The 14,969-nt window shown below is 62.9% G+C and carries 15 protein-coding genes; 11 read left to right on the forward strand and 4 right to left on the reverse strand.

The genetic code is table 11. From position 1 onward, the window contains the following. Positions 1 to 95: 95 nt before the first annotated feature. Both AB4P94_RS19825 and AB4P94_RS19830 read left to right on the forward strand, forming a co-directional pair. Positions 96 to 479, forward strand: coding sequence for a DUF2946 domain-containing protein (locus AB4P94_RS19825; protein WP_395607036.1), 384 nt, complete (start codon positions 96 to 98; stop codon positions 477 to 479). A gap of 62 nt (positions 480 to 541) precedes the next feature. Next, positions 542 to 1,081, forward strand: coding sequence for a putative natural product biosynthesis protein (locus AB4P94_RS19830; RefSeq protein ID WP_395607037.1), 540 nt, complete (start codon positions 542 to 544; stop codon positions 1,079 to 1,081). Here AB4P94_RS19830 and AB4P94_RS19835 read toward each other — a convergent pair. Then, positions 1,056 to 1,970, reverse strand: coding sequence for an aromatic alcohol reductase (locus AB4P94_RS19835; RefSeq protein WP_395607038.1), 915 nt, complete (start codon positions 1,968 to 1,970; stop codon positions 1,056 to 1,058). The two genes, AB4P94_RS19830 and AB4P94_RS19835, sit on opposite strands and share 26 nt — an antisense overlap. A gap of 91 nt (positions 1,971 to 2,061) precedes the next feature. Here AB4P94_RS19835 and AB4P94_RS19840 point away from each other — a divergent pair, with 91 nt between their 5' ends. Further along, positions 2,062 to 2,466: a winged helix-turn-helix transcriptional regulator gene (locus AB4P94_RS19840; RefSeq protein ID WP_395607039.1), complete on the forward strand. Its 405-nt coding sequence runs from the start codon at positions 2,062 to 2,064 to the stop codon at positions 2,464 to 2,466. Positions 2,467 to 2,470: 4 nt separating this feature from the next. Here AB4P94_RS19840 and AB4P94_RS19845 read toward each other — a convergent pair whose 3' ends face one another. Further along, positions 2,471 to 2,758: a hypothetical protein gene (locus AB4P94_RS19845; RefSeq protein WP_395607040.1), complete on the reverse strand. Its 288-nt coding sequence runs from the start codon at positions 2,756 to 2,758 to the stop codon at positions 2,471 to 2,473. Positions 2,759 to 2,950: 192 nt separating this feature from the next. Here AB4P94_RS19845 and AB4P94_RS19850 point away from each other — a divergent pair, with 192 nt between their 5' ends. Then, a complete protein-coding gene (locus tag AB4P94_RS19850; RefSeq protein ID WP_395607041.1) occupies positions 2,951 to 3,157 on the forward strand; it encodes a PLDc N-terminal domain-containing protein in 207 nt (68 codons plus the stop codon). A gap of 98 nt (positions 3,158 to 3,255) precedes the next feature. Here the strand turns inward: AB4P94_RS19850 and AB4P94_RS19855 are convergent, their stop codons facing one another. Further along, a complete protein-coding gene (locus tag AB4P94_RS19855; RefSeq protein WP_395607042.1) occupies positions 3,256 to 4,038 on the reverse strand; it encodes a DeoR/GlpR family DNA-binding transcription regulator in 783 nt (260 codons plus the stop codon). A 122-nt stretch (positions 4,039 to 4,160) separates the two neighbouring features. Here AB4P94_RS19855 and AB4P94_RS19860 point away from each other — a divergent pair, with 122 nt between their 5' ends. Next, a complete protein-coding gene (locus AB4P94_RS19860) occupies positions 4,161 to 5,321 on the forward strand; it encodes an L-lactate dehydrogenase (RefSeq protein ID WP_395607043.1) in 1,161 nt (386 codons plus the stop codon). A 192-nt stretch (positions 5,322 to 5,513) separates the two neighbouring features. On the opposite strand, the gene AB4P94_RS19865 is transcribed toward AB4P94_RS19860, so the two are convergent. Continuing rightward, on the reverse strand, positions 5,514 to 6,440 hold the full coding sequence (locus AB4P94_RS19865; RefSeq protein WP_395607044.1) for an alpha/beta hydrolase: 927 nt from the start codon (positions 6,438 to 6,440) through the stop codon (positions 5,514 to 5,516). 172 nt (positions 6,441 to 6,612) lie between these two features. On the opposite strand from AB4P94_RS19865, the gene AB4P94_RS19870 reads away from it, so the two are divergent. The 6 genes from AB4P94_RS19870 to AB4P94_RS19895 all read left to right on the forward strand — a co-directional run bounded on the left by AB4P94_RS19870 (position 6,613) and on the right by AB4P94_RS19895 (position 14,969). Continuing rightward, positions 6,613 to 7,200, forward strand: a complete 588-nt coding sequence (locus tag AB4P94_RS19870; RefSeq protein WP_395607045.1) for an NUDIX domain-containing protein — start codon at positions 6,613 to 6,615, stop codon at positions 7,198 to 7,200. Positions 7,201 to 7,221: 21 nt separating this feature from the next. Continuing rightward, a complete protein-coding gene (locus AB4P94_RS19875) occupies positions 7,222 to 8,370 on the forward strand; it encodes a lipase family protein (protein ID WP_395611364.1) in 1,149 nt (382 codons plus the stop codon). A gap of 879 nt (positions 8,371 to 9,249) precedes the next feature. After that, positions 9,250 to 9,867: a transcriptional repressor LexA gene (lexA, locus tag AB4P94_RS19880; protein ID WP_395607046.1), complete on the forward strand. Its 618-nt coding sequence runs from the start codon at positions 9,250 to 9,252 to the stop codon at positions 9,865 to 9,867. Next, the gene (gene imuA / locus AB4P94_RS19885; protein WP_395607047.1) at positions 9,867 to 10,481 is read left to right on the forward strand and encodes a translesion DNA synthesis-associated protein ImuA; all 615 of its coding nucleotides are present in this window, start codon (positions 9,867 to 9,869) and stop codon (positions 10,479 to 10,481) included. The genes lexA and imuA overlap by 1 nt, the downstream gene beginning before the upstream one ends. A 7-nt stretch (positions 10,482 to 10,488) precedes the next feature. After that, the gene (locus tag AB4P94_RS19890) at positions 10,489 to 11,901 is read left to right on the forward strand and encodes a Y-family DNA polymerase (protein ID WP_395607048.1); all 1,413 of its coding nucleotides are present in this window, start codon (positions 10,489 to 10,491) and stop codon (positions 11,899 to 11,901) included. Next, positions 11,898 to 14,969 (forward strand): error-prone DNA polymerase, encoded by a 3,072-nt coding sequence (locus AB4P94_RS19895; RefSeq protein ID WP_395607049.1) that lies wholly within the window; start codon positions 11,898 to 11,900, stop codon positions 14,967 to 14,969. The genes AB4P94_RS19890 and AB4P94_RS19895 overlap by 4 nt, the downstream gene beginning before the upstream one ends.

Raw genomic sequence — 14,969 nt, forward strand, 5'->3', positions numbered from 1 at the left:
TACCAACCCTGGCCGGCCCGCGTAATCTGCGACGTTCTGCCACAGGGGCGCGCCGCGCTTCATCCCGGCGGGCCTTCGGTGGTAGAGTCGCCGCCATGAAATTGAGCCACCCCGACCGTGCACTGATCGCCTGGGCCCTGTACTTTTGCGTGCTGATGAACGTGTTCGTCTGCGGTTTGGGGCATGGCCAGATGATGGGCTTGCAGCTCAATGGCATCGGCGGCCAGTTCTGTTCCGTCGAGGGCGGCCAGCTGCCACTTTCCGACAAAGGGTTGGCTAACCCGTCTTCCAGCAACATCTCGAACTACTTTGCCTGCCCGGTGTGCAACGCCGTCACGCTGGCGATCGTCTTTCTGATTGGCCTCGCGTGGCTGCTCGGTGTCGGGCAAGCCCCGCGCCCGGCCCATGAGCGGCGCAACAAGGCGCCGCCGCGCTATTCCTGGCCCTCGGCCAACCCCCGCGCATCTCCCGCCTTCTGACGTGTGCCCTGGGCTTCCTGTTTACAGGAGGCATTCCATCGTCATGACTGTGAGTGCGTTTCATGAATCATGCAGTGCCTGCAGGCGCCAGCCGCCTGGTCAGCAAGGCTTCCCGTCGCTTGCGTACGGAGCCGGTGCCGGCCGAGTACCCGAGTAATTCCCGCTGTTTCGTGCACCTGGATGCACGCCTGTTGCCCCATTGGCACAGCCTGTTCGACATCTGCCCGGCGCTGCTCAAGCTCGACCCGCCCGAGGGGTTGAACCTGTTTCGCAGCTTCATGACCTGGGCCTACCGCAACCAACCCGCCCTGGATTGGACGTATCACCTGAACGTGTGTCGATGGCTGCTCGCCTCGCCCTATCGCGTGCAGATAGACGACGAGCCTATCGAGGCCTTCATGGCGGCTGCGGTGGCCTGTTGGGTGAACGGCGATGACAGCCAGGCCGGGGGCGTGGTCGTGGCCTGGCAAGGGACAAAGGTGTTCGATTGGAAGGGGGCCGGTGCAGACGAACACCAGGCGCTACCGGTTGCCCCCTGGGATTTCGCCTGGTGCCCGTTAAGCGCCCGAGGTGAATTCAGCGGTTGGTTGCCGGTGCCGTGAGGTGTTGGCGAATCCAGCTTTTGACGTCGGTCACGGCGATCTGCTGCTGAGCGTTGAACGTGACGGCGGGGTCCCAGGCCACGCCGTTACCCTGGGCGAATACTGCGCGGTATTTCTGCAGGTTGTCCTCCGGGTTTTTGGCCAGGTCCGCCAGCAATGTCGGTACTGGCCAGGGCTCGCGGATGAGCGTGGTGCCGAGGGCTTCGTCGACGGTATCGGCCAGTTGCCCGTAGGTCAGGGTGTCGCCGGCGGTGAACACCACCTGATTGGTGATGGCGGGCTCAGTCAGCACGATGCGCGCCGTCAGCCGGCCAATATCCTCAGGCGTGGTGACCGTGACGGCAGTGTCCCAACTGCCCAAGGCATGCACTGTGTTGTGCGCCAGATCCACCACACCGAATGAAGGCTCGAACAGAAAGCTGGTGAACATCCCCGTGGAGATGATCAGCCATTGCGTGCCGTGCTGGCCGCGCAGCAGGTCGCGCACATCCAGTTGTTCATCGAATGAATCCTGCGGGCTGCCCCGGCCGATCACGTCGTAATCCACACCGAATTGCCACGGCACATAGCGCTGCACACCGCCCTCGATGGCGGCCCGTGCAAGTTTGCGCTGGGTACCGGGGCCGGCGGCGAAACCGGTGCAGCAGATCACGGTGGTGAAGGGCGCGAAGATTTTTGCCAGCGTGCTTTGGCTGTCGTGCTGCAAGTCGCCGGGTAGCACGTCGATACCCAACGCACGCAAGGCGTCGGCGGCCTCCGATTGCAGGCGGGAGGGGCGCAGCAGTACGGCAATGCGCGTTGTGTTCGTTATTGTCTGAGCCGCGAGCTCCTGCAGCACGGCCATGCCCAGTTCACCGGCGCCGAGTACCAGAATGGAAGGGGTTGTCATCTGCTTTTCCGTCTGTGTTGAAAGTCGTGGCATGCTTGCAGAATTAATCGGCGCGCATAAGAAGGCACACCAGTGATACCGGGAGTACGCAATGGATAACGACGAAATCATCCGGCGTTCGAGAGCGGCGTGCGACGCGCTGAGCGCAGACGATGACGGCCTCAAGCGCGAGGTGCTGACCCACGCCGGCAACCGCTGGTCACTGGGCATCGTGCACGTACTGGGGGTGAACGGGCGCCTGCGTCATGCCGAGATTGGCCGGCGCATGCAAGGCGTCACACAACGCATGCTGACCCGCACCTTGCGCCAGCTCGAGCGCGATGGTCTGGTGCTGCGCCACGACTTCGAGGAAGTGCCGCCCAGGGTCGAATACGAGCTGTCGGCGCTGGGTACGCAGCTGTTGGTCAACATGTTCCCGCTGTGGAATTGGGTGGTGGAAAACGCCGATGCTTTCCGTGAGGCGCGCGCACGATTTGACGCAATCACACCACCTTGAGCGCTTAGCTGTCAGCGTGCGTTTTGGTTTTTCTTGGTTTCTTCGGGTTCGGCTGCTGCTTGCCAGAAGAGCCCGATGTGGCAGCCTTTTCCTTGGGCGCAGTGTCTGCCTTTTTATCGCCATCAGCGGGGCTGCTGGGGTAGGTGCCCGGTGGCAAGGCCGAGCCCGGCACGCTGTTACCACTCAGGGAATTGGGGGTTACGGCGTCGCCGAATGCGGCGAGGGCGGGGCCCGTCAGCAGGGCTGACAAGCTGATGGCAAGCACAATCCTTCGGGTCACGTTGGTCTTCATGACGCAATCTCCTGTCGCGGGGACGGATGATCAAACAGGGCCAAACCGTGGTCCTGCTTAATTGGGAGTGCGCGCCGCAAATCAAAGTTTGAAAAGCCTTGCTGCGATACGACGAGCGGCCATCGGTGCAATTTTTAATGAACCCTCACGCCGATCCCTTGACCTAAACCATACGACCTCAGGAGGTGAAGCATGCAAATAGAATATGTCTGGATCGGTTTGGCGGTGATTCTGCTGCTCTTGGAACTGTGGGCGATCAATGTCGTGTTGCGCAGCACCGGTGGCTGGGAGACCAAGGGGCTGTGGCTGATCATTCTGATTTTTGTGCCGCTGTTCGGGCTGATTGCCTGGGCGATGTTCGGCCCCAAACGCGAGATGCCAGAGCATCGTCGAAGCTGACCCGCTCAAGTAAAGGTAAAAGCGAACACCGTCACTGTGGCGAGCGGGGCAAGCCCGCTCACCACAGATTAGTCGTCCTGATTTTCAGGCTTGGTGTTTTAAACCTCTACCCGCAACACTTCCAGACCCAGCTGTTCATACCCCTCGACACTCGGCACATGCCACTCGGTAATCAACGTGTGGATGCGCTCGCACGGTGCCACCACGAAAGGCTCCACCGCCCCCAGCTTGTCGGCCATGGTCACGGCCACCACGTGGGATGCGCTGTCGAGCAAGGCGAGCTTGACCGCCACTTCATCGAAGTGCAGCGAGGTAATGCCAATTTGCGGATGCAAGGCGCACACCCCGGTAAACAGCAGGTCGGCCTTGACGCTCTGGATCAGGCGTATGGCCTCCTGGCCGCCCGTGGACAAGGTGGCCGGGTTGAGTTGGCCGCCGGCGAGTATCACTTTCACATGGGGGTGGTCGGCGAGGGCGATGGCGATCATCGGCGAGGCGGTGACGACGGTCAGGTGGATCTCGCGGGGCAGGGATTGAGCGATTTGCAGTGTGGTGGAGCCAGAGTCGAACAACACGATCTGGCCGTCTTCCACACGCTCGGCGGCCAATTGCGCAAGGTGGCGCTTGGTGTCGTTTGTTTCGCCGACGCGGGTGAAGAAGTCCTTGCCGGTGTCTTTGGGCCGGGGCAGGGCGCCGCCGTGCACACGCTGCAACAAACCGGCGGCTGCCAGCTCGCCGAGGTCGCGGCGGATGGTGTCCTGGGACACCGCGAAATGCTCGACCAATTCCGAGGCGGTGACTTTGCCGTCACGTTCCAGCAGCAACAGGATTTTTTGTTTGCGCAGCGAAGGCAGGTCGATGGCTTGATGGGTGTTGTGCATGGTTGTGCGTCTTTTTGCGGGTTTGTGCGAGATTATTCCGCCGTCTGATTAAATGCAATGGCTGGTTGCGCGGCCGATGGGCGGTTACTCTCTGCCATCAGTTCAGGGAGAGGTGACCCCCGATGTCGTTGATCACAACCATCGAAGATTTACGCAAGCTCGCGCAAAAACGTGTCCCACGGATGTTTTACGATTACGCCGATTCCGGCTCCTGGACTGAAAGCACCTACCGGGCCAATGAAAGCGATTTTGCGAGCATCAAATTCCGCCAACGCGTGGCGCGCAATATCGATGAGCGCTCCATTCGCGCCCGCATGCTCGGCCAGGACATGGCCATGCCCGTGGCGCTGGCGCCGACCGGGTTGGCCGGCATGCAACACGCCGACGGCGAGATTCTCACCGCCCGCGCCGCTGCCGCGTTCGGCCTGCGCTACACCTTGTCGACCATGAGCATCTGCTCTCTGGAAGACATCGCCGAGCAGGTTGGCCAGCCATTCTGGTTCCAGTTGTATGTGATGCGCGACCGCGCATTTATCGAGCAGTTGATCGAGCGTGCAAAAGCCGCCGGGGTGGATGCCCTGGTGCTGACGCTGGACCTGCAGATTCTCGGGCAACGCCACAAGGACTTGATCAACGGCCTGTCGGCGCCGCCGAAACTGACCCTGCCGAACATCCTCAATATGGCCACCAAACCGCGCTGGGTGATGGGCATGCTCGGCACCAAGCGCCGTGGGTTCGGCAATATCGTCGGGCATGTCAAGGGCGTGGCGGACATGAGTTCGCTGTCGTCGTGGACCGCCCAGCAGTTCGACCCGCGCCTGAGTTGGGATGACGTGGAGTGGATCAAGAAATGCTGGGGCGGCAAGCTGATCATCAAGGGCATCCTCGATGTGGAAGACGCACGCCTGGCCGCCAATTCCGGCGCCGATGCGTTGGTGGTGAGCAACCACGGCGGCCGTCAACTGGATGGCGCACCGTCGAGCATCAGCCAACTGCCGGCAATCGTCGAGGCGGTAGGTGAGCGCATAGAGGTGTGGCTCGATGGCGGCATCCGTTCCGGCCAAGACGTGCTCAAGGCGATGGCACTGGGCGCCAAAGGCACGATGATCGGCCGGCCGCATTTGTACGGCTTGGGCGCTCTGGGTGACGCCGGCGTGACCAAGGCGCTGGAGATTATTGCCCGCGAACTGGACGTGTCGATGGCGCTGTGTGGCTATAACGATATACGTGATGTGAATCGCGATATTTTGCTGCCGGGCACCTTTCCCACGGGTGTTTACTGAGCAAAAAAAACGTAAAAAAGTAAAAAGAGTTGTCCACGAAAACCGTGGGTATCTCTGTGGATAACTTTGCGAGACCCCGGCAGGTATGGCGATTTAACCTGCGGTTAATATTTGATCAACTTTCGGCGCGGGCCAGTATGGGCAGGGTTTGCGCTTGACAGCCAAGTGCGAACCCAGTGCCGAAAAGTACTTTTACGAGTCGCCGTTACGGCCTGTGGAGTGCGTGACCACCTGTGCAGGCACCTTCGCGCGCATCAAATTATCCAGCGCCTGGCCATAACTGCGACCGGCCAGGCTCATGCTGTTGTTATGGGTTGCGCCGGGCACCAACAACAGCCGCTTGGGTTCCTGGGCGGCTTCAAACAATTGCTGGCTGAAACGCGGTGGCACGTATTGGTCGGCCAGGCCGTGGACCACCAGCAGTGGCATGTGCACATCGGCCATCTTGTCGATGGAATCGAACTTCTGCGACAGCAGCCAGCGCACCGGCAATGAGGTATTGGCCACGGCAGTGGCGGCATCGCCGAGCGAGGTAAACGTGGATTCGATCACCAGCCCGCGCACGGGAACCGGCGTTTGCCTGCTCAGTTCGACGGCCAGGTCGATCGCCACCGCGCCGCCCAGCGAGTGCCCGTAGATCAGGCGCTTTTCGGGGTCGGGTTGCAGCACCTGGAAGCGTTCCCAGGCAATGCGTGCATCCTGATACACCGTGGTTTCCGAGGGCAAATCCCCGTGGCTTTGGCCAAAGCCGCGATAGTCGATGGCCAGTACCGAATAGCCCAGCGCGTGCAATTGTTCGATGCGAAAAAACTGCCCGGTGAGGTTCCAGCGCACGCCATGCAGGTAGAGGATGGCGGGTGCGTCTTTCTTGTCCGCCGGGTACCACCAGGCATGGATGTTCTGCCCGGACTTGAAACTGGCGGGCTTGAGATCAAATTCCTGTACCGCCTTTGGCAAGCCGTTGTACCAACTGGCCGTGCCCGGTTCGATGCGAAACACCAGCTCGCGCTCCTTGTGTTGCAGTACGGCGCAACCCACCGGCAGGCCGACGATCAGAATGGCCATGCACAGCAGGGGAAACCAGCGCAGGCCCAGGCGAGACAGAAAACGCGATGACATGAAGGTTCCAGAGCAAAAGGCGAAGCACGGGTTTTACCAGATGGCTTACTGGGGCAGGAATTAATTCGACGGCTGCCCACGGGTATCTCTTGCAAAGTGTTGCAGCGCTGCTCCCTTGACGCTGGTATCGCCTGCGCGACATGCTCCAGCTCCTTTGAGCAAAGGCCCGACCATGGACAACAGCCCCGTTCGCATCACCGCCGAAGAGACCCTTTCGGAAAACTGGTACCTCTTGAAAAAATACAGCTTTGACCTGCGTCGCCAGGATGGCAGCTGGCAAGCCCAGACCCGTGAGGTGTATGACCGGGGTAATGGCGCGACCATCCTGTTGTACAACCGCACCCAACGCACCGTGCTGTTGATCCGCCAGTTCCGCATGCCGACCTTCGTCAACGACTACCACGGCTACCTGATTGAAACCGCTGCGGGTTTGCTGGACAACGCAAGCCCCGAAGAACGCATCCGCCTGGAGGCCGAAGAAGAGACCGGCTACCGCGTCGGCCATGTGGAACAAATCTACGCGGCGTTCATGAGCCCGGGCTCGGTGACTGAGCGCATTCACTTCTTTATCGGCGAATACCAGCCGGGCGACCGGGTGGGTAAAGGCGGTGGCCTGGAGGAAGAGGGTGAGGACATTGAAGTGCTGGAGTTGGGCTTTGAGCAGGCGCTGGCAATGGTGCACAGCGGTGACATTGTCGACGGCAAAACCATCATGCTGTTGCAGCATCTGGAGCTGCGCATGTTGAAAGAAGGCTGGTGACCCGTGAGGCGCTGGTGTGCGTTGCTGTGTGTATTGATTGCGGGCAGTAGCCACGCGGCCGACGCGTTTTATACCTGGGCCGATCCGGTGCCCGGCCAACCGGGGCTGTTGTTGCGCAGTGAAGCCTTGACGCCGCAGCAGAGCCTGGCTGATGCCGCGCAGAACCTGCGGATTCTGTACAGCTCCACCGATGGCCTGGATAACCACACGCCCATCACCGTGTCCGGTGCGTTGTTCCTGCCCAAAGGCACAGCGCCCGCAGGCGGCTGGCCGCTGATGGCCTGGGCCCATGGCACGGTCGGCAGTGCTGACCGTTGCGCGCCATCGCTGAATGCGCGCAGCCCCCGGGATACGCGCTACCTCAATTATTGGCTGAGCCAGGGTTACGCGATTGTGGCTACCGACTATCAAGGCTTGGGCACGCCCGGGCTGCATCCTTATGGGCTCACAAGGCCGTTGGCGTATGGCGTGCTGGACAGCATTCGCGCGGTGGGCGGGGCGGGCTTCAATGTGTCCAAGCCTGTGGTGGTGTTCGGGCAATCCCAGGGTGGGCGGGCGGCGTTCGCCACGGCGGTCTCGGCCAAGGCTTACGCACCGGATGTGAATATCGTTGGCGTCGTGGCCACGGGTACGCCTTATGCCTCTGCGCACCCCCAGGGTAAAAGCGCCGAGCTGGATAATGCCCGTCGCTCGGTGGTGCCGACCTTTGCCTACAACCTGCTGCGCCTGAGTACTGCCAGCTTGCTTGATCCTTCTTTCGTGCCCACCGACTACCTTGCCGAGCAGGCTTTACCGGCCTTCAAGAGCAGCCAGGAAGACTGCCTGCATGCCATCGAGCAGCGTGTGGTGGCGGATGGGTTGACCTTCAACAACAGCTTCAAGCGGTCGCCCAAGGCCGCGCTGGATCAGGTTAATCGGCAATCGGCGTATCCCACGTTAAAAACCGATATTCCGGTGTTTTTCGGTACGGGCGGCAAGGACCTGGATGTGTTTGTGCCGGGGCAGAAGGCGTTGGTCCGGGATGCGTGCAAGGCGGGGGACCGGATTGAATGGCATTTTTACCCGGAGCTGGATCATTCGGGGACAGTGAATGGTTCGCTTGGGGATTCGAGCGGGTTTGTGCGCAGGGCGTTTGCCGGGGAGGGGATTTTGGGGAATTGTGCTTTGTGAGTGTATATCCGTTATTTGGGTGATGGCGGAGATTGGTTCCGCTCTTACAGCGGCTCACTTTGGAAAGCCCCAAAGTAAGCAAAGGGCTCTTGCCCCACCACTCGGCACCTCGCTCACGCTCGGCGTGCGGCCAGCGTGGTTAACGGGGCGCCCAAGATCAAGATCTAAAGCACGGCGGCCTGACAGCCGGCCTGAGTGGTTGAATCAAAAACACAGCTACACACCGTTTACCTGATTCATGGAGATCCAAATGTGGGAGCGGGCTTGCTCGCGAATGCGGTGGATCAGTCACCAAATTCATAAACTGACCCACTGCATTCGCGAGCAAGCCCGCTCCCACATTTTTGACCGAGTTCGGCTCAGCTTCTCTGTGGGAGCTGGCTTGTCGGGTCGCCGCACCGCTGCGATAAAGACACCTCGGTACATCAGGCACACCCAGTAGATGCCATCGCAGGCAAGCCAGCTCCCACACCAGACCGCTTTTGCTCCACACCACTCAGGCCGGCTGTCAGGCCGCCGTGCTCTTGCTTTTGATCTGCTTTTGATCTCAGGCGCCCCGTTAAACCACGCTGGCCGAACGCAGGTATTACGGAGCGGGTAAACCGGCAGGGCGCCGGTTTAGCCGCGACGGGGCAGGGACGCCCCGTCGCGGCGGCCCGCGCAGTAATGCCGGAGTGAGGGCACACCGAGCCTGGGCGAGGTGCCGAGTGGTGGGGCAAGAGCCCTTTGCTTACTTTGGGGCTTTCCAAAGTGAGCCGCTGTAAGAGCGGAACCAATATCCGCAGCGCCCCAAATAACGGATATGTACTCAATCCAACCCCCCCAAAAAAACCACCCCCGACTGACGGCTATTGTCAGAAATTTCCCACAAGAGTACAAATGTACTCCATGACAACCCTGACCCCCCGCCGCACCGCCATCCTGACCTTCATCCGCGACCGCATCGCACAACAAGGCCAGCCCCCCAGCCTCGCCGAGATCGCCGAGGCGTTCGGCTTTGCCTCGCGCAGCGTCGCCCGCAAGCACGTGGTGGCCCTGACCGAAGCCGGCTTCATCGAGGTCAACCCCAACCAGGCCCGTGGCATCCGCTTGCTCAACCAACCCGCACGCCCCGAGTGGCTGGACATCCCCGTGCTCGGCCGTGTCGCCGCAGGCCTGCCCATCGGCGCCGATGCCGAAGTGCACAGCCGCTTGCAACTGGACCCCGCAACCTTCGCGAAAACCCCGGACTACCTGCTGCGCGTTCAGGGCGACTCCATGATTGAAGACGGCATCCTCGACGGCGACCTGGTCGGCGTACGCCGCAGCGCCGAGGCCTTGAACGGGCAAATTGTGGTGGCGCGCCTGGACGGCGAAGTCACCATCAAGCGTTTCGAACGCAGTGGCGATCACGTGCGCCTGTTGCCACGCAACCCCGCGTATCAACCCATCGTGGTCGGGCCTGATCAGGACCTGGCCATCGAAGGGGTGTTCTGTGGCCTGGTGAGGCAAGGCTGATGGGCGCCGTGGTTGCCCTGGACTCGCTGTTCAATGGCGGGCGAGTCTGGAAGGGCCGGCCCGCCGCGCCACCGGCCAGCGTGCACCCCACGGGGCTGGCGGCGCTGGACGCGGTGCTGCCCGCGGGCGGTTGGCCGGAGGCGGCGTTGAGCGAAATTCTCATGGCCAGGGAAGGCGTGGGCGAGTTGCAACTGGTGCTGCCGACCCTGGCGCGTTTATCGATGGCCGGGGAGCGCATTGTGCTGGTGGCGCCGCCTTATACGCCGTACCCCCACGCCTGGCAAAACGCCGGGGTGGATTTGCGCCAGCTGTCGGTGATCCAGGCCGAGGAGCGTGATGCCTTGTGGGCAGTGGAACAATGCCTGCGCTCGGGCAGTTGCGGCGCGGTGCTGTGCTGGCCGCGCAAGGCCGATGACCGCGCCTTGCGCCGTTTGCAGGTGGCGGCGGAAACCGGGCAGACCCTGGCGTTTGCCTGGCGCTCTTTGAACGAGGCGATCAATTCGTCACCCGCCGCCCTGCGCCTGGCGGTCGAGGCCAAACCCGCGCAAGTGCGGGTGCTCAAGTGCCGTGGCGGGCTGGCTCATCCGGCGCCGATTGCGCTGGCAGGGCATTGAGGTTGCCATGCGCTGGGTGTGTATTGTCTTCCCGCAATTGGCGCTGGACGGGGTGCAGCGTGTGCACCCCGAGCCGGACCAGCCTTTGGTATTGCTCGCCGGCACGCCGCAACGGCGCGTGCTGCAAACCGTCAATGACGCCGCCCGCGCCCTGGGTTTGCGCCCCGGCCAATCGCTGACGGCGGCGAACGCGTTGGCCAAAACCTTTGCCAGCGCCGAATACGACCCCGCCGACATTGAACGTTGCCAGCAGTTTCTCGCCGCCTGGGCCTACCGTTTCAGCTCCCAGGTCAGCCTGTATTACCCGCGCGCCTTGCTGTTCGAGATCGAATCGAGCCTGGGGCTGTTCGGCCCGTGGCCACAATTTGAAGCGCGTTTGCGCCAGGAACTGACCGAGCTGGGCTTTCGCCACCGTATCGTCGCCGCGCCCAACCCGGCGGCGGCGCGCGTGTTGGCCAACCTTTACGATGGCCTGGCCGTCGGCGATGAAACATTGATGCAAGCCTTGGCCCCCTTACCGGTTGACCGCGCCGGCCTCGATCCGCAGGCCGCCACCGCCTTGTCGCGCATGGGCCTGCGCACCTTGGCCCAGGTGCAGGCGTTGCCCCGGCATACGTTGGCGCGGCGCTTTGAGGCCGGCTTGCTCAAGCATCTGGACGCGCTGGCCGGGCAGCGGCCGCTGGCCTTGGCGTTCTATCAACCACCGGACCGGTTTGATGTGCGTATCGAGCTGAATTTCGACGTGCAATCCCATCAGGCCTTGCTGTTTCCACTGCGCCGTTTGACCGGCGATTTGTCCGCTTTCCTCTGCGGGCGCGACAGTGGTGTACAGCGTTTCGAACTGCACCTGGAACACGCCCAAGCGCCCGACAGCGTGATCAAGGTCGGCCTGCTCAGTGCCGAGCGCGAGCCGGCGATGCTGTTCGAACTGGCCCGTGGCCGCCTGGAGCAGGTGCAAGTCACCTCGCCGGTACGCGGCTTTCGCCTGGTCGCTCAAGACCTGCCGGCATTTGTGCCGCAACGCCATGACCTGTTCGACGACCGCCCGCAACAAACCCTGCCGTGGGCACAATTGCGCGAACGCCTGCGTGCACGCCTGGGCGATGAGGCCGTGCAAGGCCTGCGTTTTCACGCCGACCACCGCCCCGAATGCGCCTGGCAGACGGCGGCCGACAAACACCCGTGCCCGACCCTGAACAGGGTGCAACGCCCCGGCTGGTTGCTGCACGAACCCACGCTGCTGGCCGAGCAGGGCGTACAGATAGTGATGGGCCCGGAGCGCATCGAATCCGGCTGGTGGGACGGCGCCGATATCCGCCGCGATTATTATCTGATCCAGACCCGTGCCGGCCAGCAAGGCTGGGCCTACCGCACCGTGGGGCAAAACGACGGCTTGTGGCTGCACGGCTGGTTTGCATGAGTTACGCCGAGCTGCATTGCCTGTCCAACTTCAGCTTCCAGCGCGGGGCGTCGAGTGCGCTGGAGTTGTTCGAACGGGCCAAACGCCAGGGTTACAGTGCACTGGCGATCACCGATGAGTGCACGCTGGCAGGCATCGTGCGCGCCTGGCAGGCGGCGAAAGCGGTGGAGTTGCCGCTGATTATCGGCAGCGAAGTGCGTATCGAAAACGGCCCGAAACTGGTGCTGCTGGTGGAAGACCTCAGAGGCTACCAGCACCTGTGCCGCTTGATCACGGTGGCCCGGCGCCGTGCCGAAAAGGGCAGCTACCGCCTGTTGCAGGAAGACTTCGCGCAGCCGTTGCCCGGCCTGCTGGCGTTGTGGATGGCCGACGACAGCGACACCCAGGCCTCGATCCAATGGCTGCGCCACACCTTCGCCGAGCGCCTGTGGCTGGCGGTGCACCTGCATTGCGGCCAGGACGATGCGCGCCACCTGGAGCAACGCCTGCAACTGGCTGCCCGCCTGAATATCCAGGCAGTGGCCTGTGGCGATGTGCACATGCACGCCCGTGGCCGCCGCGCGCTGCAAGACACCATGACCGCCATCCGCCATCACGTGCCGGTGGCCGAAGCCGGCACGCGCCTGCATCCCAATGGCGAGCGGCATTTGCGCAGCCTCGACGCCCTGGCCGCGCTGTACCCGCAAGCCTTGCTCGACGAAACCCGAGCCATCGCCCGGCGTTGCACCTTCGACCTGAGCCAGTTGCGCTATCACTACCCGCGCGAGCTGGTGCCCGCTGGCCATGACGCCAAAACCTGGTTGCGCGCCGTGACGGAAGAAGGCATCGCCCGGCGCTGGCCGCAGGGCGCCGATGCCAGGACGGTGCAGCAGATCGACAAGGAACTGGGGCTGATCAGCGAGCTGGGTTACGAGAGTTATTTCCTCACGGTGCACGACATTGTGCAGTTCGCCCGCAGCCGCTCGATTCTGTGCCAGGGGCGCGGTTCGGCGGCCAACTCGGCAGTGTGCTTTGCCTTGGGCATCACCGAGATCGACCCGAGCCGCATGAACATGTTGTTTGAGCGCTTTCTGTCGAAGGAACGCAATGAACCGCCGGACATCGACGTGGACTTCGAGCACGAGCGCCGCGAAGAGGTGCTGCAATACGTGTTCAACCGCTATGGCCGTACCCGCGCGGCGCTGACGGCGGTGGTCAGCAGTTACCACGCGGCCGGCGCGGTGCGTGACGTGGCCAAGGCTTTGGGCTTGCCGCCGGACCAGATCAATGCGCTGGCTGAATGCTGCGGGCGCTGGAGCGAAGATGCGCCGCCTCTGGAACGCCTGCGTGAAGGCGGCTTCGACCCGCAAAGCCCGATCCTGCGCCGTGTGCTCACGCTGACCCAGCAACTGATCGGCTTCCCCCGGCACCTGTCCCAGCACCCGGGCGGTTTCGTGATTTCCGAATACCCGCTGGACACCCTGGTGCCGGTGGAAAACGCGGCCATGGCCGAGCGCACCATCATCCAGTGGGACAAGGATGACCTCGACGCCGTGGGCCTGCTCAAGGTGGATATCCTCGCGCTGGGCATGCTCAGTGCAATCCGCCGCTGTTTCGACTTATTGCGTCGCCACCGTGGTCGCGACTTTACCCTGGCGACAATCCCGTCCGAAGACCCGGCGACCTACGCGATGATCAGCAAGGCCGACACCATTGGTGTGTTCCAGATCGAGTCGCGGGCGCAGATGTCGATGCTGCCAAGGCTCAAGCCCCAAAAGTTTTACGACCTGGTGATCGAGGTGGCCATTGTGCGGCCCGGGCCGATTCAGGGCGGCATGGTGCACCCGTATTTGCGCAGGCGTAACGGTGAGGAACCCACCACCTACCCGTCGCCGCAGCTTGAGGCGGTATTGGAGCGCACGTTGGGCGTGCCGCTGTTTCAGGAGCAGGTGATGCAGATCGCCATGGTCGCGGCTGACTATGGCCCCGGCGAGGCCGACCAGTTGCGCCGGTCCATGGCGGCCTGGAAACGCCACGGCGGGCTGGAGCCGCATCAGGCGCGGCTGCGCACCGGCATGCTGAAAAACGGCTACACCGAGGCCTTTGCCGCGCAGATTTTCGAGCAGATCAAGGGCTTTGGCAGCTACGGCTTTCCCGAATCCCACGCCGCCAGTTTCGCCTTGCTGACCTACGCCAGTTGCTGGCTCAAGTGCCATGAACCGGCAGCTTTTGCCTGTGCGCTGATCAACAGCTGGCCCATGGGCTTCTACAGCCCGGACCAGATCCTGCAGGACGCGCGGCGTCACAGCTTGCAGATTCGCCCGGTGGATGTGCAGGCCAGCGACTGGGATTGCAGCCTGGAACCCATCGAGGGCCAGCAACCTGCGATCCGCATGGGCTTGCGCATGATCTCGGGGTTTCGCGAGGAAGACGCGCGGCGCATCGAGGTGGCCCGCCAGCGCCGGGCGTTTGGCGACATCGCCGACCTCGATGAGCGCGCCGGGTTGGATGCACGCGCCCAGGCGTTGCTGGCGGATTCCGGCGCCTTGCGCGCGCTGGCGGGCAACCGGCACAAGGCGCGCTGGGAGGTGGCGGGGGTGCACAAGCAACTCGGGTTGTTCGCCGGTTTGCCGGGCCCTGATGAAGCCATGGTGGAGCTGCCGGTGCCTTCGGTAGGCGAAGACCTGCACGCCGACTACGCCACCGTCGGCACCACGCTGGGCCCGCATCCGCTGGCGTTGTTGCGTGCCGAGCTGCGCAAGCGGCGCTGCCGCAGTTCCCTTGAACTGATGGCGGTGGAGCATGGACGCAATGTGAGCATCGCCGGGCTGGTGACGGGGCGTCAGCGCCCGGGTACGGCCAGTGGCGTCACCTTCGTGACCCTGGAAGACGAGTTCGGCAACCTCAACGTGGTGGTGTGGCGCGACCTGGCCGAGCGCCAGCGCCAGGCGCTGGTTGGCTCGCGGCTGCTGAAAGTGGACGGGCGCTGGGAGGCGGTGGGCGAGGTGCGGCACCTGATTGCCGGGCGTTTGACCGACCTGACGCCGCTGCTGGAAGGCATAAACGTGCGCAGCCGGGATTTTCACTGA

The organism is Pseudomonas sp. B22129 (genome assembly GCF_044218875.1).
Classification (GTDB): Bacteria; Pseudomonadota; Gammaproteobacteria; order Pseudomonadales; family Pseudomonadaceae; genus Aquipseudomonas.

Bases quoted from the DNA above. Each gene is read 5' to 3' on its own strand.
- AB4P94_RS19825 (WP_395607036.1), top strand. From the start codon at position 96: ATGAAATTGAGCCACCCCGACCGTGCACTGATCGCCTGGGCCCTGTAC.
- AB4P94_RS19830 (WP_395607037.1), top strand. From the start codon at position 542: ATGAATCATGCAGTGCCTGCAGGCGCCAGCCGCCTGGTCAGCAAGGCT.
- AB4P94_RS19835 (WP_395607038.1), bottom strand. From the start codon at position 1,970: ATGACAACCCCTTCCATTCTGGTACTCGGCGCCGGTGAACTGGGCATG.
- AB4P94_RS19840 (WP_395607039.1), top strand. From the start codon at position 2,062: ATGGATAACGACGAAATCATCCGGCGTTCGAGAGCGGCGTGCGACGCG.
- AB4P94_RS19845 (WP_395607040.1), bottom strand. From the start codon at position 2,758: ATGAAGACCAACGTGACCCGAAGGATTGTGCTTGCCATCAGCTTGTCA.
- AB4P94_RS19850 (WP_395607041.1), top strand. From the start codon at position 2,951: ATGCAAATAGAATATGTCTGGATCGGTTTGGCGGTGATTCTGCTGCTC.
- AB4P94_RS19855 (WP_395607042.1), bottom strand. From the start codon at position 4,038: ATGCACAACACCCATCAAGCCATCGACCTGCCTTCGCTGCGCAAACAA.
- AB4P94_RS19860 (WP_395607043.1), top strand. From the start codon at position 4,161: ATGTCGTTGATCACAACCATCGAAGATTTACGCAAGCTCGCGCAAAAA.
- AB4P94_RS19865 (WP_395607044.1), bottom strand. From the start codon at position 6,440: ATGTCATCGCGTTTTCTGTCTCGCCTGGGCCTGCGCTGGTTTCCCCTG.
- AB4P94_RS19870 (WP_395607045.1), top strand. From the start codon at position 6,613: ATGGACAACAGCCCCGTTCGCATCACCGCCGAAGAGACCCTTTCGGAA.
- lexA (WP_395607046.1), top strand. From the start codon at position 9,250: ATGTACTCCATGACAACCCTGACCCCCCGCCGCACCGCCATCCTGACC.
- imuA (WP_395607047.1), top strand. From the start codon at position 9,867: ATGGGCGCCGTGGTTGCCCTGGACTCGCTGTTCAATGGCGGGCGAGTC.
- AB4P94_RS19890 (WP_395607048.1), top strand. From the start codon at position 10,489: ATGCGCTGGGTGTGTATTGTCTTCCCGCAATTGGCGCTGGACGGGGTG.
- AB4P94_RS19895 (WP_395607049.1), top strand. From the start codon at position 11,898: ATGAGTTACGCCGAGCTGCATTGCCTGTCCAACTTCAGCTTCCAGCGC.